The 21,105-nt window shown below is 33.6% G+C and carries 17 protein-coding genes; 11 read left to right on the top strand and 6 right to left on the bottom strand.

The features are described 5' to 3' along the window. Position 1: 1 nt before the first annotated feature. Positions 2–1,063 (top strand): acyltransferase family protein, encoded by a 1,062-nt coding sequence (locus tag BXY64_RS10890; RefSeq protein WP_120239997.1) that lies wholly within the window; start codon positions 2–4, stop codon positions 1,061–1,063. A gap of 5 nt (positions 1,064–1,068) precedes the next feature. After that, the gene (locus BXY64_RS10885) at positions 1,069–2,256 is read left to right on the top strand and encodes a glycosyltransferase family 2 protein (RefSeq protein WP_120239996.1); all 1,188 of its coding nucleotides are present in this window, start codon (positions 1,069–1,071) and stop codon (positions 2,254–2,256) included. A gap of 412 nt (positions 2,257–2,668) precedes the next feature. Here the strand turns inward: BXY64_RS10885 and BXY64_RS10880 are convergent, their stop codons facing one another. Continuing rightward, the gene (locus tag BXY64_RS10880; RefSeq protein WP_120239995.1) at positions 2,669–3,790 is read right to left on the bottom strand and encodes a hybrid sensor histidine kinase/response regulator; all 1,122 of its coding nucleotides are present in this window, start codon (positions 3,788–3,790) and stop codon (positions 2,669–2,671) included. A 231-nt stretch (positions 3,791–4,021) separates the two neighbouring features. Between BXY64_RS10880 and BXY64_RS10875 the strand changes: the two genes are divergently transcribed. The 5 genes from BXY64_RS10875 to BXY64_RS10855 all read left to right on the top strand — a co-directional run bounded on the left by BXY64_RS10875 (position 4,022) and on the right by BXY64_RS10855 (position 13,488). Then, a complete protein-coding gene (locus tag BXY64_RS10875; protein WP_120239994.1) occupies positions 4,022–4,564 on the top strand; it encodes a heme NO-binding domain-containing protein in 543 nt (180 codons plus the stop codon). Further along, entirely contained in the window at positions 4,561–7,533 is a 2,973-nt protein-coding gene (locus BXY64_RS10870; RefSeq protein ID WP_120239993.1) for an ATP-binding protein, read from the top strand. The genes BXY64_RS10875 and BXY64_RS10870 overlap by 4 nt, the downstream gene beginning before the upstream one ends. A gap of 186 nt (positions 7,534–7,719) precedes the next feature. Continuing rightward, positions 7,720–10,086, top strand: a complete 2,367-nt coding sequence (locus tag BXY64_RS10865; protein WP_120239992.1) for a GAF domain-containing protein — start codon at positions 7,720–7,722, stop codon at positions 10,084–10,086. A gap of 19 nt (positions 10,087–10,105) precedes the next feature. Beyond that, the gene (locus BXY64_RS10860; protein ID WP_147375971.1) at positions 10,106–12,310 is read left to right on the top strand and encodes a patatin-like phospholipase family protein; all 2,205 of its coding nucleotides are present in this window, start codon (positions 10,106–10,108) and stop codon (positions 12,308–12,310) included. A gap of 86 nt (positions 12,311–12,396) precedes the next feature. Further along, the gene (locus BXY64_RS10855; RefSeq protein ID WP_120239990.1) at positions 12,397–13,488 is read left to right on the top strand and encodes a DUF6268 family outer membrane beta-barrel protein; all 1,092 of its coding nucleotides are present in this window, start codon (positions 12,397–12,399) and stop codon (positions 13,486–13,488) included. A gap of 53 nt (positions 13,489–13,541) precedes the next feature. On the opposite strand, the gene lysA is transcribed toward BXY64_RS10855, so the two are convergent. From lysA to BXY64_RS10830, 5 genes are all read right to left on the bottom strand, one after another. After that, positions 13,542–14,696, bottom strand: a complete 1,155-nt coding sequence (gene lysA / locus BXY64_RS10850) for a diaminopimelate decarboxylase (RefSeq protein ID WP_120239989.1) — start codon at positions 14,694–14,696, stop codon at positions 13,542–13,544. Between the two features lie 28 nt (positions 14,697–14,724). Then, positions 14,725–16,035 (bottom strand): aspartate kinase, encoded by a 1,311-nt coding sequence (locus tag BXY64_RS10845; protein ID WP_120239988.1) that lies wholly within the window; start codon positions 16,033–16,035, stop codon positions 14,725–14,727. 340 nt (positions 16,036–16,375) lie between these two features. Next, complete coding sequence (locus BXY64_RS10840) at positions 16,376–16,720, bottom strand: phenylpyruvate tautomerase MIF-related protein (protein WP_120239987.1); 345 nt, start codon at positions 16,718–16,720, stop codon at positions 16,376–16,378. Between the two features lie 126 nt (positions 16,721–16,846). Beyond that, positions 16,847–17,200: an arsenate reductase family protein gene (locus tag BXY64_RS10835; RefSeq protein WP_120239986.1), complete on the bottom strand. Its 354-nt coding sequence runs from the start codon at positions 17,198–17,200 to the stop codon at positions 16,847–16,849. A 1-nt stretch (position 17,201) separates the two neighbouring features. Continuing rightward, a complete protein-coding gene (locus BXY64_RS10830) occupies positions 17,202–18,110 on the bottom strand; it encodes a LysR family transcriptional regulator (protein WP_120239985.1) in 909 nt (302 codons plus the stop codon). A 94-nt stretch (positions 18,111–18,204) separates the two neighbouring features. Here BXY64_RS10830 and BXY64_RS10825 point away from each other — a divergent pair, with 94 nt between their 5' ends. The 4 genes from BXY64_RS10825 to BXY64_RS10810 all read left to right on the top strand — a co-directional run bounded on the left by BXY64_RS10825 (position 18,205) and on the right by BXY64_RS10810 (position 21,055). Then, on the top strand, positions 18,205–18,876 hold the full coding sequence (locus tag BXY64_RS10825; protein ID WP_120239984.1) for a type 1 glutamine amidotransferase domain-containing protein: 672 nt from the start codon (positions 18,205–18,207) through the stop codon (positions 18,874–18,876). Positions 18,877–18,896: 20 nt separating this feature from the next. Then, on the top strand, positions 18,897–20,051 hold the full coding sequence (locus BXY64_RS10820; RefSeq protein WP_120239983.1) for an iron-containing alcohol dehydrogenase: 1,155 nt from the start codon (positions 18,897–18,899) through the stop codon (positions 20,049–20,051). 212 nt (positions 20,052–20,263) lie between these two features. Beyond that, positions 20,264–20,590, top strand: a complete 327-nt coding sequence (locus BXY64_RS10815) for an ArsR/SmtB family transcription factor (RefSeq protein ID WP_120239982.1) — start codon at positions 20,264–20,266, stop codon at positions 20,588–20,590. A gap of 39 nt (positions 20,591–20,629) precedes the next feature. After that, positions 20,630–21,055: an arsenate reductase ArsC gene (locus tag BXY64_RS10810; protein WP_120239981.1), complete on the top strand. Its 426-nt coding sequence runs from the start codon at positions 20,630–20,632 to the stop codon at positions 21,053–21,055. Positions 21,056–21,105: the final 50 nt, after the last annotated feature.

Raw genomic sequence — 21,105 nt, 5'->3', positions numbered from 1 at the left:
TATGACTACTACTTTAAAGAAAGATACTTCGATTGAAACCTTAAGAGGTTTGGCCATCATTTTGGTGGTAATCGGTCATGTAATAGGTTCAGATTCTGACGGAGGAATGAAGGTGGAAGATGACTCGTTTTTGAGACATTTTTATTTTACTTTTCAATACTTACGCATGCCGCTTTTTACTGTAATTTCTGGTTGGGTTTATGCACTTCGTCCAGCAAATTCAGGAAATCTGATAGGTTTTAACCTAAAGAAAATTAGACGATTATTTTTGCCACTTATATTTGTTGGTGGAGCTTACTACATATTACAAGCAATTATACCAGGAACCAATTTTTCCTATGAACTTACTGATATTTGGAGAATATTAATTTTCCCATATACATTTTATTGGTACCTACAGGCTTTGTTTATCGTATTTTTGGTAATGTCGATGATAGACTCTTTTAAACTTGCGAATTCAGTTAAATCTTGGTTGGTATTGTTACTGTTTAGCATTGCCGCCTTATATGTAAGAAATAGCTTTATTCCGGAAACATTGTCTAACTATTTTGGCTTTAAAGGAGGATTGTATTTAATGCCATTCTTTGTTTTAGGAGTAGGTATTCAGAGATTCAAGAATATTTTTCAGAATAAAGTATTTAATTGGCTATGTGCTATATTATTAATTGCAGGATTGGTGTTTCAGCAATTGGTATGGTACGGCATTTTTGATTACGAATTAAAAGCAAGTAGTGGAATTGCATTGCTAATTGGTCTAATTGGAGTAATTGTTTGTCTGAGAATTCACTTTACATTTAAATGGTTGGTTTGGATAGGAAGTTATGCTTATACCATTTATTTGTTCCACTCATTTGGTACATCAGGCACAAGAATATTGCTTCATAAAATAGGCATTTATCATACAGTTCCAGTCTTTTTATTTTCCCTGTTGGTTGGGATATTATTACCTGTTATTGTTGAAGAAATTTGCGATAGATTTTCTTTGAGTCGCTTATTGTTTCTCGGCAGAAGTTTTAAAAATCCGAAATCAACACCATTAAAATTAAAAACCACTTCAAACTAAATACTATGAAAACAATAGAGATATTATTTTGGGTAGCCTTATTTATTATTTTTTATTCCTATTTGGGATATGGAATTTTATTGTTCCTGGTTATTAAATTAAGAAGGCTGTTTGGCATAAAGAAAAAGTTTATAGGAAATGAAGATTATGAGCCTGAGGTTACCTTGTTTGTAGCAGCATATAACGAAAAAGATTATGTGGATGAAAAAGTGAAAAATTCTTTCAGTTTGAATTATCCTAAAGAGAAAGTGAAGCATGTGTGGGTAACCGATGGATCGGATGATGGAACGCCAGATTTGCTGAGAAAATATGATGGAGTAGAGGTGTATCATGAAGATGCCAGAGGAGGTAAAATTGGCGCGATGAACCGTGGTATGAAGTTTGTGAAAACGCCAATTGTTATTTTCTCTGATGGGAATACCAATCTTGGAGAAGATTCAATTCAGGAAATTGTAAACTTGTTTAAAGATCCTAAAGTAGGTTGTGTTTCTGGAGAGAAGCGTATTTACCAAAAAGGTGCAGATGCAGCTGCAGGTGCAGGAGAAGGCTTGTATTGGAAATATGAATCGACTCTAAAAAAATGGGATGCCGAATGGTATTCGGTGGTTGGTGCAGCAGGCGAATTGTTTGCTATCAGAACTGAGCTTTGGCAAGAGGTTGAGAAAGATACTTTACTTGATGATTTTATCATTTCATTGCGTGTTGCGATGTCGGGATATACCATTCAGTATAATCCAAATGCTTATGCAATTGAAACAGCTTCAGCGAATGTAAAAGAAGAATTAAAAAGAAAAGTTAGAATATCAGCTGGTGGAATACAATCTGTAGTTAGACTTTCTCCATTACTAAATCCATTTAAATATGGAACTTTATCATTCCAATATATTTCCCATAGAGTTTTAAGGTGGACATTGACACCTTTGCTGCTATTATTTATACTGCCCTTAAATTTTACATTGGCTTATAATGCGGGAATGAATTCAGAAAATATATATACACTATTATTCTTTGGTCAAGTAGCATTTTATTCGGCAGCCTTAATTGGTTGGTTTCTGGAAAACAGAGAAATAAAGGTCAAAGTACTTTTCATACCATATTACTTCTTTATTATGAATTTGTCAGTATATCTTGGATTCAGGAGATATATGAAAGGCAATCAATCTGTAAAATGGGAGCGAGCAAAACGAGGCTAATGGAGTAGCAGTTCTTTAAATCAGTTTAAGAAACAGGACAACTGAAAAGTTTGTCCTGTTTTTTCTTTTAAGAACATTTTATATCAATCTACTCTAGTGGAACGGTGTAAAATGTTTTGTTTATACCAATTGTTTTTAGCAGAAACACCTTCTTATGAACATCCTTCTCCGTGTCAGGCTTACTTTACCTTTCTGGCCTTAGCATGACATTTAAGCAGTATGCGTACGGATTTAAAATGACTGGCAAATTAATGGATATGCAAAAAAAAAAAATCTTTTGTCACCCATTATTTAATTGTAACTGTTATAGGTATAATTCAAGAGAAAAATTGTTTATCCAGTTAGGCCACAGGCCTGTTTTTTCATAGATAAAAAGCCCCGAGATGTAGCTCGGGGCTTTTTGATATTTGTTTTATTTTACCGGTAATTGTAAGGTGATTTTACTTCCTTCACCAAGTTTACTATCAATTAGTAGTTTTCCATTCATTTTTGTTGCAAAGCTATTGGCTACCTTTAATCCAAGGCCACTGCCTGCTTCACCATTTGTGCCATATGTGGATAAGTGTTCTTTTTCATTAAATAGTTTAGCGATGTCTTCTGTTGGAATACCAACTCCATTGTCACTTATAGATATTTTAATGTCGCCATTAACAGATTCGGCACTAATATTTATATTTCCACCTTCATGAGTAAATTTAATGGCATTCGATATTACATTCTTAATTATCATTTTAAGCATGTAAGAATCAGTATTGACCGTTAGCTTATCCTGTACTTTTGGTTCAAAGCTAATGTTCTTGTGGGTCAGGTTTCCTTTAAACATGAAATAAGTACTTTCAAGTAAGCTATCCATGGAAATCTCTTCTGGATGATACTTTAAAATACCACTTTGTGATTTAGCCCAGCCCAATAAATTCTCAAGCAATTCTGAAACTTCTTCGCTGGATTGAACGAGAGTGGACATGGTTTCCTTATAATCATCACTATTGTATTCAAACAACCCTTTTGATAATAATTCTAAAGTCATTTTAATATTGCCCAGAGGCCCCCGTAAGTCATGACCAATCACGGAAAACATACGATCTTTAAGTTCATTCAAATCGCTAAGGTGATCTGTTGTGGTTTGAAGTTCATCTCTGGTAAACTTAAGTTCCAGATGAGTCTTAATTCGTATAATTAATTCTTCCTTATTAAAAGGTTTTGTAATATAATCTACGCCACCCAATTCAAATCCTTTAACAATTTTCGATTTTTCGCCAACAGCGGTTAGAAATATAATTGGGAGGTTTTTATTTTTTTCTTCAGATTTTAAGATTTCACATACTTCGAAACCATCCATTTCTGGCATCATCACATCCAATAATATCAGATCTGGATTGGTTCGTTCAACCAGATCTAATGCATCTTTTCCATTTGTAGCAATAACAATTTTAAAGTTTAATTCACGCAAAGTAAGCGCAACAATCTTAAGGTTATTAGGGTTGTCATCAACAACCAAAACTGTCGGGGTTTTTCCCGGAATATTAAATTCCATAGGCTATTAAGTAAATTTTTATTTTCAGTAGTCAATTATGAATTCTTCAAATTGAGGTGACAGCTTTTATTACGAAATCTTTTGGAATAAGGTTTAATTTAATCTAACTTTTTTTTATTAAAAACAAGCATATATTATAACCATGTTTATGTTCTTACGTATCATTTTTATTATTACTAAAAAGTAGATTTTTTGGTAATACATTTAACTACTTAAATTGATTAACTGCATATGAAAGGATTAGTTTTTTGTGAGTTTTTGGAAATGGTAGAGAAACAGTTTGGATATGAAACTGTTGATCAGATAATTGAAAATACAAACTTGCCTAGTAATGGCATTTACACATCGGTTGGAACTTATTCACATGAAGAAATGTTTGCTTTGGTAGGGGAATTAAGTGCTAAAACTAAACTTCCCGTTTCAAAACTATTTTATGCTTATGGGGTTTATATTTTTGGGGTTTTTGGCAAGATATATAAAGATTTAATAAAAGAACATAATAATGCATTTGATTTTTTGTGTCGAGTAGAAGATACGATTCATGTGCAGGTTTTGAAACTTTATCCTGAAGCCGAACTTCCTAAAATAGAAGTCAGAGGTAGATCTAAGGATTGTTTGGAATTGGTTTATACATCTCAACGTAAAATGTCGGATTTTGCAGAAGGATTGATTCAGGGATGTTTGGATTATTTTAGCGAAAAAGCCAGTATAAATACTCAATTGTTGGCTGAAGATAGAAGTGAAGTATTATTTACTATTCAGAAAGAAGCATGAGCAAGGAAACTGATCTTTTGATACGGAAAATAGAACGGGAGAAACAAGCTAGAAAACAAGCAGAAAAATTGTTGGAAGAGAAGTCTCTTGAGCTCTATGAATCAAATCAAAAATTAAAGAAACTCAATAATAATTTGGAGTATTTAGTTGAGGAGAGGACCCGAAAACTAAGAGAAACAGAGCAGGAATACTTTACTTTAGTTGAAAGTATAACTGATATTATTTGTAAGGTCAATTTAAGAGGAGAGGTCGTTTTTGTAAATCAGATTGCCAGTACTATAATGGGGCAATCAAAAGAAGAACTTATTGGACAGAATGTTTTAAGTTTTATTCCAAGTGAATATAGGTCTAAAGTATTTAAATATTTTGCCAGGCAATTTTTTCAAAATAAGTGTATTAGTTACTATGATTTGCCAATTAAAACCAATCAAAATAATGTTCTTTGGGTTAGAGTAAATGTGCAGTTTACCGAAGATAAGTGTCAAGAATGTGATTTAAAGAGATGCTTTCTTGCAGGTCTTACCGAAGAAGTAGTTTCAAGTAATAATTGTCATTTTAATGAAATAATTGTAGTCGCTCATAACATAACTGAGCGTCGCAATAATGAGTTGGAAATTGCCAGAAATTTAAGACAGCAGGAAATTCTGACAGAAATATCAGTTAATTATAATTCTATTGCAGATTTTGAATCGAATACAAAGGAAGCTGTCAGGATAATTGGTCAACATACAGGAGTGAGTCGAGTGTATGTGTTTGAAGACAGTACTGATGGATTATTAACCAGTAATACCTACGAGTGGTGTAATGATGGTATAGCACCTCAAATTAAGGACCTTCAGAATATTCCATATGAAATGATTCCTTCATGGAAAAGATTATTAAATGAAGAAGGCATTGTTTATTCAGAAAAAATTGAGGAATTACCAGAGGATATTAGGGCTATTTTGGAGCCACAAGCAATAAAGTCAATAATTGTTTTACCATTAATAGAATCTGGAAATATATTTGGCTTTATCGGTTTTGATGAGTGTGACTCTAATCATAAATGGTCAAAATCTGAATTAGAATTGTTAAGAACGGTAAGTAGTACTATCTCAACTGCTTTTCTTCGAAATAGAATCCAAACCGATTTGGTATTAAGTGAGAAGGAAAATCGAGGAATTATTGATTCGATTCCAGATGAAATTTTAAGGCTGAATAGAGAGGGGCAGGTAATATCTTTTAAATCTAGATGTGAGGATAGCATTTTTGCCAAATTGAATAGACCAGATGTTAATTCAATAGTTGATGTCTTATCGGAAGATTTGAGTAACTCGTTTATTTCTTCCATTGAAGAGTGTATTGTAAAAGGAGATTTTGAATTTAATTTTAGCAGTTTCCATCATCATGAAATGCAGTATTTCGAAGCACGATTTGCGAAGCTTAAATCATCTGAAGTTCTTGTTATTGTTAGAAATGTGACAGAGCTAAAAGCGAAGGAAAAGCAATTAAATATTGCTAAAAATAAGGCAGAGCAGGCTTCAAAGGCAAAATCGGAATTCCTTGCTAATGTATCTCATGAAATTCGTACACCAATGAATGCCATTTTGGGATTTAGTGAATGGCTGCATACGAATGTAGAGAATCAACAGCATAAGAATTATCTACATACCATAATGACGAGTGGTAGAAATCTTTTGGCTCTAATCAATGATATTCTTGATTTATCTAAAATCGAATCGGGAAAGATGAATATTGAGTTGGAACCCATGCAGTGTAAGATTGTAATAAACCAAATAAAGCAAGTGTTTAAGCAAAAGTTGGAAGCAAATAATTTGGCGTTCAATATAAGTGTAGATCATTCTGTTCCACATTACATTTACATGGATGAAGTGAGGTTTTATCAGATCCTATTTAATTTGGTAGGCAATGCCATCAAATTTACTTCAAAAGGATACATACATGTTTCTGCTTCGGCTGTAAAGACATCTGACCCAAATTCAATAAATCTAATCTTAAATGTAGAAGATACGGGAATTGGTATAAAAGAAGATCAGCAAGAGAATGTATTTAAAGCTTTTACTCAACAAAGTGGACAAAGCAACAGGTATTATGAAGGAACTGGTTTAGGTCTAACAATTGTTGGTGGCCTTTTAAAGAAATTAAATGGAGAAATTAGCTTAAAGAGTGAGGTAGGAAGAGGATCAAAATTTACTATTAAATTTAAGGATGTAAAAATCGCTGAGGTTTCTGCAGAAGAAGATCAAAAAGCTAAAGAGCTGAACGATTTTGTTCTTGAACCTTGTAAGATATTAATTGTTGATGATTTGAAATTCAATATTTTGGTATTGAAGAGAATCATTGAATTTGATAATGTGACATTTTTAGAAGCAGAAAGCGGAGAAAAAGCCATTGAGATCATGGAAATGGAACCACCAGATATCGTTTTTATGGATATCAGGATGCCAGGTATGAATGGTTATGATGCTACTGAAGTAATACGTAATAATCCAGACTGGAATCATATCCCTGTGGTAGCATTTACGGCTTCAATAATGAATGATGAGTTGGAACGTATTTATAAGCTCTTTGATGAATATTTACAAAAACCTGTATTTAGAAAAGATGTTTTTGCGGTATTGAAGAAATTTTTAAAAATTAAATATCTTAATGCTGAAAATGCTCAGGTGATTGAAAATGAGGTGAAACTTTCAGGAGATTGTATCGCCAATTTACCTGAAATTATAGATGGATTAGAGAATGGATTTCTTGATGATTGGAAGAAGATCAAAAACGATTTGATAATCTATGAAATTGAAGATTTTAGTAAAAAATTATCAGATTTTGCCTTTAAAAAATCGTGTGTTATACTCGATAATTATTGTAAAGAACTTGATTTGGCAATTCAATCATTCGATATAGAATTAATTGAAAAGCATATCGGAGAATTTGAAACTGTTATTGCTAAACTGAAAGTATATTTGGAATAAGAAATAAAATAATAGATTTTGTCTTATGCGGATGGATTCGAAAGAGATTCTATCCGCATTTTAGTATCTTAGAATGGAAGATGTTAAAAATAGCTTAATTGTTGGCAGAATGACCTTATTATCTTTTGCAGATGTTTAAAAAGAACTACATTAGTAGTTTGAAAATCGGGGAAAAATTTAAATATTATGAAGCTGGATCGGTTAAAGCTTAGCATTGAGGAAGTTCCATTTAAGAAATCACTTAGTTTTGTTCCATTAATTAATAAGTTAAAGGAGCAAAAAAAAATAAATGGTAGCCTTGATATCCAAGGTGAGTCTATTCTAAAACTAGTAGAGGAGAAGCCTGAGTTAGCAAGTGCAGATTTTGATGTAAATGATGTGAACAGATTTAAAGATGAAATCCACATTTTGATGGGGTATTTCTTTACTCCTGTTCAGTATCGTGAAGAAATTGGAGTGGCTGCTACACCTTTTGATGACCAGAACTTTTATTTTACCCCCAAATATCTGGAATTATACGGAAATGAAAATTTAGTGGTTGAAATGGTTGAGCAAAAAGAGCAGGATAAGTGTTTTAAGACATTTAGTATGCTGTTTTATGCTTATTCAATGATTCTGAAGAGATATTATAATTTTGAGTTAGGCATTGGATATCTTTTTATGTATAAAGTGACAGATAAGCTTAACGAATTGGTAAAGTATTATAAGCTTGAAGTTGAGAAGTCATGCATTGATATAACCTATACTGGTAATTTACCTGAGCTAAGTGAAGATCAGTTGCATAAGATGATAAATAATCCTTTAGATATGGATTTTTGGCTGGAAACTTTACCGATTGATAAGTTCAAATTTTCTGGGTTTTTGTCATTTAGATATGTTGATGTGAGTCAAATAGAGGTGATTTCCTCACTGAAATCTCAATTGTTGGAAAAATCTTCAATCATCAAAAGGAATAATTTTAATCAATTAGAACAAAATATCAGATCTCTTCTTGAATTGCCCAACCTAAAATTAGGGATAATTGCATTTGGAATGAACGAGGGGAATGTTGAAAATCCATCAGACTTTTGGCATGGGTTTTTAAGTGCAGACCGTTTTAGCTGCGAAGATTATAGGGGAACCATTTATGAAGAAGTTGGAATACAAGGTATGCCAGTTTTAATTAATGATCTTTCCAAAAGAGAAAATCCAAATCAAGTAGAGAAGGCCTTGCTTGATGAAGGGATTAGAAATATAGCTGTTGTACCACTTTATAATGAAGATGAGTTGGTGGGGGTAATGGAATTAGGATCGAATAAAGCCTATGATATTACATTTTCAAATCTGCGTGTGATTAAAGATATTATTCCTGTTTTCTCTATTGCGATTCAGAGAACAAGTGAAGAACTTCAAAATAAAATAGAGGCTATAATTAAAGAAGAATGTACAGCTATTCACCCAAGTGTTGAGTGGCGTTTTGCAAGGGCTGCATCTAATTTATTGTTGAAAAAAGAAAGTGGCGAGCCATCTCAGATGGAGGAAATTGTATTCCCCCATGTTTATCCTTTGTATGGTGCAATTGATGTACGACACTCATCAGTTATCAGAAATCAAACCATTCAGGATGATTTATTAGAGCAGTTGGACTTGGTTCGTAATGTAGTCCTAAGTGTTAACGAAGTTAAGGAAATGCCAATTTATGATCAGTTAATTTATAAAATTGATTATTTCAAGGATGGAATTAAGAAAGGACTATCTTCGGGAGATGAAATGAATGTACTTAATTTTATTCGACACGATATAGAACCTCTTTTTCCGCATTTCGAGGAGAATGGGCAAATGGTGAAAATAGCTATCCAAAATTATAAGAACAATATAGATCCTGATCTAAATATTGTATATAAAAGAAGAAAGGATTTCGAGGATAGTTTGGGTATTATTAACGATTGTGTTACAACTTACCTTGAAAAAGAAGAGGAAAAAGCTCAAACAATGTTTCCTCACTATTTTGAAAAATATAGAACCGATGGGGTTGAGCACAATATTTATATTGGTGAAAGCATAGCTAATAATTTAAATTTCGATAGAATTTACCTTAAAAACTTGAGATTGTGGCAACTTATCGTAAGTGCTGAACTGGCCAGAAAAGCTGAAAATTTAAAGAAGTCTCTGCCAATACCAATGGATACTACGGGATTGATTTTGGTTCATAGTCAACCTTTGGCAATTCGATTCCGTCAGGATGAGAAAAAGTTTGATGTAGATGGAGCCTACAATATTAGATATGAAATTGTAAAGAAGAGAATTGATAAGGCCAAAATTAAAGGAACCAATGAGCGATTAACTCAACCAGGCATGCTGGCTATAATTTTTAGTCAGGAAAAAGAAATAGCTGAATACCAGAGGTATTTGGAGTATTTAATATCTGCGGGCTATTTTGAAGACCAAATTGAGTATCATACCTTGGAAGATTTACAGGGGGTATATGGTTTAAGAGCAATTCGAGTAAAAGTGAAAGATGGGAAAGAGAAGGATGTATTGAAACTTGCAGAAGATTTAAAAATTGAAAATTAAATTGAACAAAAATATCAGAATGAAACATTCATTATTACTAATTCTTCTTATATCTCTGAGTTCTATATCATCAGCTAAACTAAAATCTGATACTCTTAAAAATAAAAAAAGACCAAAAATAGGTTTGGTACTAAGCGGTGGTGGTGCCAAAGGATTTGCCCATGTTGGTGTACTAAAAATTATCGATGAATTAGAAATTCCTATTGATTATATTGCTGGAACAAGTATGGGAAGTATTATTGGAGGTTTCTATGCAATAGGATACTCGGCCAATCAGATTGAAGAGATGATTCTAAGTCAAAATTGGGATAAACTGTTGGCTGATGAAATTTCCAGAAAATACGTACCATTTCATGAGAAGCAAAATTATGAGCGTCATGTGTTGTCTTTTCCTATAAAACCAAAAGGAATTCAATTGCCAAGTGGAATTGTTAATGGGCAAAATGTAATCAATTTGTTTGAAAGATTATCTATAGATTATCATGATGTAAGTAATTTTAAAAATCTGCCCATACCATTTGTGTGTGTAGCTACTGATATTGAAACAGGAGAAGCTGTAATTCTTGATAAAGGTTATCTTCCAGAAGCCATGAGAGCCAGTATGGCTATACCAACAGTATTTTCACCGATTGAAATTGATGGACGATTACTGGTTGATGGAGGAATGGTAAATAATTTTCCTGTAAAGGAAGTTGTTGATATGGGAGCCGATATTGTAATTGGCGTTGATGTGCAATCGGGACCGAAATCAAAGGAGGAATTAAATTCGTTTCTTGACATTATCAATCAAACTGTTTCTTTAATGGCTTTGAACGAATTCAAGAAGAATATTGATTTTGTGGATGTGTACATCAAGCCTGATTTAAATAATTACTCTGTAGGGAGTTTTAATGATGCTGATTCTTTAATTCGCAAAGGGGAAGAAATTGGAAGAAAGTATATTTCTGAACTGAAAGAATTGAAAGAGAAATATCAACTCAAAAAGAAGAAAATAAAAAAATACAAACCTCCTGTTGATAGCACAACCTATTACGTTAAAAATATAGAATTTGAAGGTTTAAACGAGGTAAGCAAATCTTTGCTTTCTGGTAAATTGAATTTGGATACCCCAGGAGAAGTTTCATTACATCAGCTAAAGAAAGGAATAAACCGAAGTTTTGGAAGTAGATACTTCGATAATGTAGATTTTAAATTAGTTGGGAATAAAACCAAATCGCTTCAGGTTAGGGTAAAAGAGAGAACTACCAAAAGGTTTAATGTAGGGTTAAGATATGATTCTGATAATAAAGCGGGAGTTTTATTAAATACTACTTTTAGAAATAAACTGAGAAGCGGGTCTCATTTGTCTTTTGATTTAAAATTGGCCGAGAATCCAAGGTTTGTAACAACTTATGCAATCGACAATGGCTTAAAACCAGGTATTACTATACAAGCTGAATATAACGATTGGCAGGTTGATGGTTTCGAGGATGGCAAAAAAGTTGGAAACTATGATTTAGATTATTATAAATTAGATGTGAATACTCATTCCATTTTAAGGGAATCGTATTCGGTTGGTGTTGGAGCCAAAGCAGAATATTATAATCTAAAATCAAATTATAGCTTACCCGATGTTGAACTGGAGGGTACTGATGATTACTTTTTCTCGTATTATGCCTTTTTAAGGATTGACTCGCACGAAAAGGCTTATTATCCCAAAAAAGGAATTAGTTTGTATGGGGAATATAAACTGGTGACAAATAATGGAGCCAGACTTGATGGAATGGAAAGACCAGCTTCTATCGCCTACTTAAAATTTCAAAAAGCCATTAGCATAAGTCCTTCATTTACGGTTTATCCAAAAGCTTATGGTAGAGTTGTTTGGGGGAAGAGTATTCCGGATTTCTTTAAAAGCTATACGGGGGGTATTGATCAGACCGATTATTTTGACACTCAAATGCCATTTGTAGGTTTGGAAAGAATGGAGATGAATTCAAGCAATTCAGTTATTTTTAGAACTGACTTCCAGTATGAATTATTTCGAAATAATTATTTAATATTTAAGGCAAACTTTGGTAGGTTAAGTGACGATATTAATCGATCGTTTGAGAAAGGAGAATGGATTAGAGGAGTTGCTTTAACTTATTCTTACAATAGTTTAATTGGTCCAATGGAATTTTCATTAATGTATTCCAACAAAAAAGACAAGGTGTTGAATTATGTGAGTCTGGGTTATTGGTTTTAAGCTAACTAGAATTGCAATAAATCAAAAACTATTTCGTTTTGTATCAATTAATCAATCATGTTTTTTATTAGGAAAAACTGCACTTCATGGATATAAGGAATCTATTAATATTGTTTTTGTTTCTGGTATCATGTCATTTAGCTGTTGCACAGTTTAGTTCTGATACTACCAAATATGATTGGAATCCTAGTGTTGTAGGAAGTGGTCCTGTTCGGGGCTATGAGGCATCTTATACTGGAATTACAGGCTTTGGAGTGGGATCTAAATCAGAAATTTATGGAGATGGAAAAGGAAAAATTGATTACAATCGAATATTTAAAACTAAACTACGTTTCCCGATATCAATAAAAAAGAATCTGAAAATTGCCGGGAGTATAGAGTATAGTGATGAAGAAATTCACTTTCAGGATAGTAAAAATATAAGTTATCCTTTTTATAGGCAGTTGCATGATAAAAATATGAAGAGTTTGGGTGGAAGTTTTTACTTGATGACCCAATGGAAAAGAAATAGATATTTTATGCTTCGTTTTAATGCGAAATTAAAAGGAGATTACTGGAAAGATCATATTCGTGATGTAAGCAAATATACTTTTTTAAAAATGGAAATTTCTCCAGTTATAGGCTGGAAAATAAATAAATATAAATCCTGGGGACTAGGTGTTGCATTCTCTTATACATTTGGTGATCCACTGGTTTTTCCAACTTTTGTGTACAAACATACTTTTGCGGATAAATGGGGAGTAGATGCCTTTCTTCCTGCAAAAGTGAAATTGCGCTATCAACCATCGGAACTTTGTTTTATCAGTGCTAAAGCCTATTTAAAAGGAGGAAGTTATAGTATTCATTTCGACGAACAACTGGGTGATGATAACACAAAATCGAATGGTCCGGCATTAAGTGATTTTAAAACCTTAGAATTTAGAAGATCGGATGTTAATTTTTCACTTGAGATAGAAAAGGGAATAACTGATTGGCTTTGGTTATCACTAGAAAGTGGATATAGAAGCAATATTAATTTTGATGTAACCAATAAGAAACACGTTCTTAGTTTATCGGGGAGTAAATTAACCAGCGAGAACAATATCATTGATTCTTATGCCAAGGGAGGGATGTTTTATAATCTTACCTTGTTTGTTGTACCATCAAAATCATTGCTAAGAAAAGTTGGGATTAAATAAAGAAGGCAATACTCCGTAGAATATTGCCTTTGTATCCAAACTAATAATTCACACTACAATTCGTTAGAGAAAACAGAATCTGCTATATCTCTAAGATTGTATCTTGAAGCCATTGCTTCGCCATAAGCTCCTGCTGTACGGAGCGCAATAAAATCGTTTCGTTTTGTAGAGGGTAAACTAACTGCCTTACCAAAACAATCGGATGATTCGCAGATAGGACCAACTACATCATAAATATCTTCTTCGCCATTGGAACTGATGTTTTCAATTTTATGATATGCCTGATACAGTGCTGGACGCAATAGCTCAGTCATTCCAGCATCGAGTATGGCAAATTTTGTATTTACACCGTTTTTTACATACAAGACTTTGGAAATTAAACTACCACATTGTGCAACTACTGATCTACCCAATTCGAAATGCAATTCCTGGTTAGGATTAAGGTTTAAAAACTCATTAAAGATTCCGAAAAAAGTAACAAAATCAGGAATAGGATTTTCATCAGGATCTTTGTAATCTACACCAAATCCGCCTCCAACATTAATATGATTAACCAATATCTGACGTTCTTTGAACCACTCTTGAATCTCATTAATTCTAAGACAAAGACCTTTAAAAACACTTAAATCAGTAATCTGAGAACCGATATGAAAATGCAAACCAATCAATTCAATATTTTTTGATTGTTCAAGTGTTTCCAGAACCGATTCGAATTCCCAACGGTTAATTCCAAACTTATTTTCCTCAATTCCTGTGGTAATGTAATGATGTGTATTGGCGTTAACATTAGGATTGATTCGTATGGCAATTTTTGCAGTTTTATTTGTTTGCGCTGCCAATTCATTGATTAATTCGATTTCCGGAATCGATTCACAGTTGAAGCAGAAAATGCCAGCTTCAAGAGCCGTTAGAATTTCCCGATCTGATTTTCCTACACCCGCATAAACAATCTTGTCAGCTGTATAACCGGTTTCCAGCGATCTTGTAATTTCGTTTCCACTTACGCAATCAGCACCAAATCCGTAGGTTTGAATTAGTTTCATGATTTTAGGATTGGCATTTGCCTTAACTGCATAATGAATATGATATCCATACCTTGAAGTTTCGGTTTTGATAAGATTCAAGGTGTTTTCTAATAACTCCATATTGTAATAATAAAATGGAGTGGGAATATTTTTGAATTGATCTATTCTTGTACTGTTGAACATGATTCAATTAAATTTTGAATGTAAAAATCTAAAACAAATTTCTGCTTAAAGCTTGTAATGCCGACACTTTATCTTCTTGATTAACAAGAACAGATATATTGTGCTTGCTACCTCCGTAAGAAATCATTCTGAGAGGAATGTTTTCCAATGCTTCCAGTACTTTTTTAGCACTTCCTGTCGACTCTGAAATAAAATCACCAACAATACAAATGATCGATTGGTTTTCATCAATTTCGACATTTCCGAATTTTACCAATTCCGATTCAATTTCTTTAAGTCTACTTTCATCATCAATGGTTAAAGAAATAGCCACCTCCGATGTTGTAATCATATCGATAGGTGTTTTATAGATTTCAAATATTTCAAACACTTTTCTTAAAAAACCATAGGCCAAAAGCATTCGACCAGATTTGATTTTCACAGCGGTAATTCCATCTTTTGCAGCAATGGCTTTAATTCCTTTACCGGTTTCATCGTCGGTAATTAAGGTACCTTCTTCCTCAGGACTCAGCGTATTTTTTAATCTCACCGGAACACTCTTTAACTTACATGGCATAATGCTGGATGGGTGCATGATTTTTGCACCGAAATATGCCAGCTCGGCCGCTTCATCAAAAGACAATTGCTTTAAGGCAGATGTGTTCTCAACATATCTTGGATCGTTATTGTGGAAACCATCAATGTCAGTCCATATTTGAACTTCATCAACCTGCAAAACAGAACCGATTAATGAGGCTGTGTAATCGCTTCCACCTCTTTTTAAATTGTCTACTTCTCCATAGGCATTTCTACAAATAAATCCTTGAGTAATAAATAATTTGTGTTCCGATTCTTCAGCAAGAATTCGTTCCAGATTCTCCTGTATATAGAAATAATCAGGTTCACCATCTTTATCGATTCTCATAAAGTTTAAAGCTGGTAAAAACGCAGAATCAACACCAATTTCCGATAAATAATAATGGAACATGGCAGTAGAAATTAACTCACCTTGAGCCAATATGGCCTTTTCCTGCAATGCAGTAAAACTTCTGTTTACAAAGTTTTTGATGTAATTAAAATGCGAAGTAATTAACTCGTTTCCTTTGCTTCTGAAATCTTCTGTGGTAAATAATTCTTCGATTCGTTTTCGATACTGTTCCTCCAGCTTACTGATTTGCTCACTTGCTTTTTCCATCTCCTTTCGATAAAGGAGTTCAGTGATCTCAACCAGGGCATTTGTGGTTCCTGCCATAGCTGATAAAACGATGATAACTGGTTCGTCGCACTGAACCAATTGAGCCAAATTCTGAATTCTTTCAGGAGATCCGACTGAAGTACCGCCAAACTTTAAAACTTTCATTGGTTAATAGTTTAATTTGTTATCCCAATTGAATGGGAGTTTATTTGTTTCGCTTTTATTGATATTTTATAATTGAATTGATGAGTTTAAAAAAAGCCTGCAGAATTTCTGCAGGCTTCTATATTTTTAAGCTTTACATTATTCTACAAGATTACACAAACAACAACTGTTTATTGCGTTTATTCTGCTTCTTGTATTTAAATGTAAATCTCATCTGTACCGTCAATTTTTATTTCGGATGTAAAGGTGTATAAATTTTTTATAAAAACAATAAAAATTTATCTAATTGTTAAAATATTAACTGAAATTTTATTTTTGCACGAAATAGGCATTGATATTTTTAAAACAAAATACCATTCCATCCCCAGAAACCTCTGGGTACATCCATAAATTCAATGTAAACACGATCTTTAGGAATTTTAAGCTGTTCCTCAACCAAACTGGCAAATTTGCTTGATAAATCTTTGGTTTTTGTATCTGGTAAACCAATGCTTTTTAACTGGAGAAATACAACAGGTTCTTCTGAGCCTCCTAGTGTCATCTCGATTTTGGACTCGAAAGCTGTCATTACATACTTTTCAGGTTTCCCCAGTTCAAATGAGATTAATGCGGAGCTTTCTTTTAAAAAACTTTGTTGTTTCTTGCTAGAGAAACTTTGGTTGGTCTGAACTTTTAAATATGGCATAAGTAAAAGTTTTAAGGTTACCGATAGAACGAAAAAAGATGCAAATTGCACCTTATTTAATTTTTATGCACTGCATAAGTTATTACTAAATCAGAAAAATACAAAATAGATTCCTCTGTCGTTTTACTACTTGACCAATGCTTTTTTGGCATTCTCAACCGTTTTTTTTGCGTTGCCGACAAATATTTCTCCATCAATCAAAAGTACCGGACGTTTTAAAAATGTGTACTCTGATAGGATATAATCTCTGTAATCATCCTCACTTAAAACCTTTTCTTTTAAGCCAAGTTCTTTATACTTCATGGCTCGTCTGCTAAATAAACTTTCATACGATCCACTTAGATCTTTCATTTCCTCCAACTGCACCTCAGTTATTTTTTGCGTTTTAATATCCTGCAGTTCAAAATTTGAATCAATATCCAATTCTTTTATAATTCTCTGGCAAGTTGAGCAACTGCTTAAATGATAAATTTTCTTCATATTAATGAGTTTTACATGTATTGTTATTAATAATGATTTCTATGATTTCTTCTGCCTGTTTCAGGTTCTTGCTTTGTGTATTTAGAGCAAAATATTTATTGTAGTATGTGGTTTCTATACCTTGCCAAACTTCAATAATTTCTTTTTCATCCAATAATTCCTGGCATAAACTCGAAGGCAATATACAAATCCCCTTGTTCAACTGAATTGATTGTAGCATCCCACTTAAATTGGGAATCACATAACGAGGTTTAAAATAAGGCTTTTTCTTAAAGTTCTGCATCCAAAACGATTTAATGGTTTCCATTTTGTAAGTGTAGGAATACCAATTTTGCTGGCTTAGCCACTTTTCAGCTTCATCTAATTTTTTCTCGTAAATGTATCGGTTAAATGGAATGGTGTCCAAATGCTTGCTGCTTACCAATAGTAATGCCTCCTGGCAAAAGTGTTTGTATTCGATATTTTGGTAGTTGTGGTGCAGTGTGGTGATGGTTAAATCCAATTTTTTGGCAAATAGTTTGGCTTGAAGATCTTCATATTCCCCAAAGGTAAACTCAACATTCATTTCCAGATCATCCAGAATATTGGCGAAAGCATGGTTAAACATTTCGATCGACATGCCTACCCTGGCGGTAGGACGATTGATTAAGCTTTTTCGCTTGAAATTTTCTTCGGTTTTTTCCAATTGCAATATGGCTTCTTCAACTTGGTTGTAAAGTTGTATTCCATGAGGAGTAGGTAACATTTTTCTGGGTTTTCGCTCGAATAGCTTAACTCCCATATAAGTTTCAAGTGCGGTGAGTTGTTGACTTACACCTGGTTGGGTGATGAGTAGGATTTCTGCCGCTCCTGTTAATGTTCCCTGTTCATATATCGCTTTAAATGTCCTGTACCATTCCAGATTTACCATATATCTATAAATTTATTTATACAAATGTATAAAAAGAATAAGTTTATTAATACAAAAATGAGGCATACCTTTGTTGTGAAAATAATTTAAAAGTATGGCCAAAGTTTTATTTGCATTAACAAGTCATTTTAAAGATGAAAAAGGATGGGAGTCGGGATGTTACGTTCTTGAGGTAGCCCTTCCATATTTTCATTTGATAAAAAATGGAATTGAAATTGATTTTGTATCACCCAAAGGAGGAGAAGTTCCTGTTAAACAATTGGATTTGGATGATGCGAAAGTAAAATCCTTTTTTAAAGACAAAGATGCCAGGCATAAGTTTTTGAACTCCTATCATCCCAAAGATATTTCTGCAAAAAACTACGATGCCATTTATTTTCCAGGAGGTCATGGAGCTGTATTCGACATCCCTTTTGATGAAGATATCGCAAAAATAGCTTCAGAAATTTATGAGAATGAAGGGGTGGTTTGTGCCGTTTGTCATGGTGGGGCAGGATTACTAAATGTAAAACTAAATGATGGAAGTTATTTGGTAAATGGCAAACAACTTACAGCATTCAGCAACCAGGAAGAAGTAGCAATAGGAACAGATCAAAAAGTGCCTTACTTGTTGGAAACGGCATTAATAGAAAAAGGTGCAATATACTCTTGTAAGGCGAATTGGCAGGAATATGTAGTAGTGGATGGAAGGTTAATTACCGGACAAAATCCAGCTTCTGATTTATTAATGGCCAAAGAGCTTGTAAAAGCATTGAAAAAGAAATAGTAATAATTAAACTTAATAAGATGGAAAATTTTGATTTTTTTAATCCAGTAAAAATTCTGTTTGGAAAAGGTAAAATTGCAGAACTAGGAAATCATATTCCTAAAGGGGCAAAAATTCTAATGACCTATGGTGGTGGTAGCATCAAGAAAAATGGTGTTTACGATCAGGTTATGGAAGCTTTGAAAGATTATGACATCACAGAATTTGGTGGAATTGAGCCAAACCCACATTTCGAAACCTTAATGAAAGCAGTTGAGATTGTAAGAAATGAAGGTATAGATTTTCTTTTGCCTGTAGGTGGAGGTTCTGTTCTTGATGGAACAAAATTTATTGCAGCAGCTACTTACTATGAGGGAGAAGATGAGTGGGATATCTTGGCAAGAAGAGCTGAAATTACAAAAGCAGTAGACTTAGGAGCTGTTTTAACTCTAGCAGCTACAGGATCTGAAATGAACAGTGGTGGTGTGATTACCAAAGCTGCAACCAAAGAGAAATTGGCTTTCGGAAATCCATTGTTATTCCCAAAATTCTCAGTTCTTGATCCGGAAACAACCTACTCATTGCCAATGCGCCAGATTACCAATGGTATTGTTGATGCTTATGTACATGTAATGGAGCAGTACTTGACATACCCAGTGAACTCTCCTGTTCAGGATCGATTTGCTGAAGGATTATTGTTGACATTAATTGAGGAAGGGCCAAAAGCAATGGCTAGCGAAACTCCTGACTATGAAAACAGAGCCAATTTAATGTGGGCAGCTACAATGGCTTTAAATGGATTGATTGGAATGGGTGTTAAGAGTGACTGGGCAACTCATATGATTGGTCATGAATTGACAGCTTTCCATGGAATTGATCATGGCGTAACATTGGCAATTGTACTTCCTGGACTATTGACCAAATTAAAAGAGCAACGTGGCGAAAAACTATTGCAGTATGCTGAGCGAATTTGGAATATCACGGAAGGGACTGATGAAGAAAGAAAAACTTTGGCAATTCAGAAAACCGAAGAATTTTTCCAAAGTGTTGGCATTGCAACTCGTTTAGGAGATCACAAGGTAGGACAAGACAGCATTGATATCATTTCTAAAAGGTTTATTGAGCGTGGCTATGTTGGAATGTTACCGGATGTTGCAGCGGCAGATGTTGCAGAAATATTAGAGTCAAGATTGTAAGCAATCAAGATAATTTACAGAAAAGGTCCTTCTCATTGCGAGAAGGACCTTTTTTTTTGTTTGTCTGTGTGATTTTCAATCTGTTAAAGATTGAGGAGTGAGTGGTATTATACTTGATCCGATGTTAACAAATTGTAAATTTTTAAGAATCGGTTTGCACTTTTAGATTAATGACGTATGTTTGCGACATTAGAAATAAGCAATGGAGAACTATGAAGAAATTAGAATTATTTGATGATAAGCAGCAGGAAATTGCCTCATTGGCAAAGGCACTGTCTCATCCTGCGAGAATTGCCATATTGCAGTTTTTAGCTTCGACTCCAACTTGTATTTCCGGTGATATCTCGGATTATTTACCTCTTAGCAGAACAACAGTTTCTCAGCATTTAAAGGAATTGAAGTCTATTGGATTAATTCAGGGAGATGTGGAAGGGTTGAAAATTAAGTATTGTTTGAATAAAGAAGGAATCGAAAAACTAAACCATGTTTTTGGCAATTTATTCGACGAAATAACTCCTAGTGATAATAAAATTTGTTAATAAATTCTCAGCTATTTAGCTGATTTAAATGAATTAAGAATGAAAGTATTGGTGTTGTGTACAGGAAACTCATGTAGAAGTCAGATGGGTGAAGCAATTTTGAGAGATATTAATCCGGAACTGGAAGTTGTATCTGCAGGAACAAATATTGCAGATCAAGTGCATCCTTTAGCGATTAAAGCGATGGCTGAAATAGGAATAGATATCAGTTCTCATCGTCCGAAAATGGTAGATGAATTCCTGGATGAGGGTGTTGATTTTTTGATTTCGGTATGTGGTGGTGCTAAAGATGCATGTCCGGCATTCCTGGGACCAGTAGGAACCCGTCTTCATATTGGTTTTGATGATCCTGCTTATGCAGAAGGAACTGAAGAAGAAATTTTTGATGTATTCCGTCGTGTTCGTGATGAGATCAGAAGAGATTTTGCAAAATTCAATGAAGAATACATTTTAAAGAAAGCATAAGGTAAAGGGGAATGAATAATTGGTAATTAATAATTATTCAATTCCGAATA

This window comes from Marinifilum flexuosum (assembly GCF_003610555.1).
Classification (GTDB): Bacteria; Bacteroidota; Bacteroidia; order Bacteroidales; family Marinifilaceae; genus Marinifilum; species Marinifilum flexuosum.
This window is presented reverse-complemented; position numbering and strand designations above follow the sequence as displayed.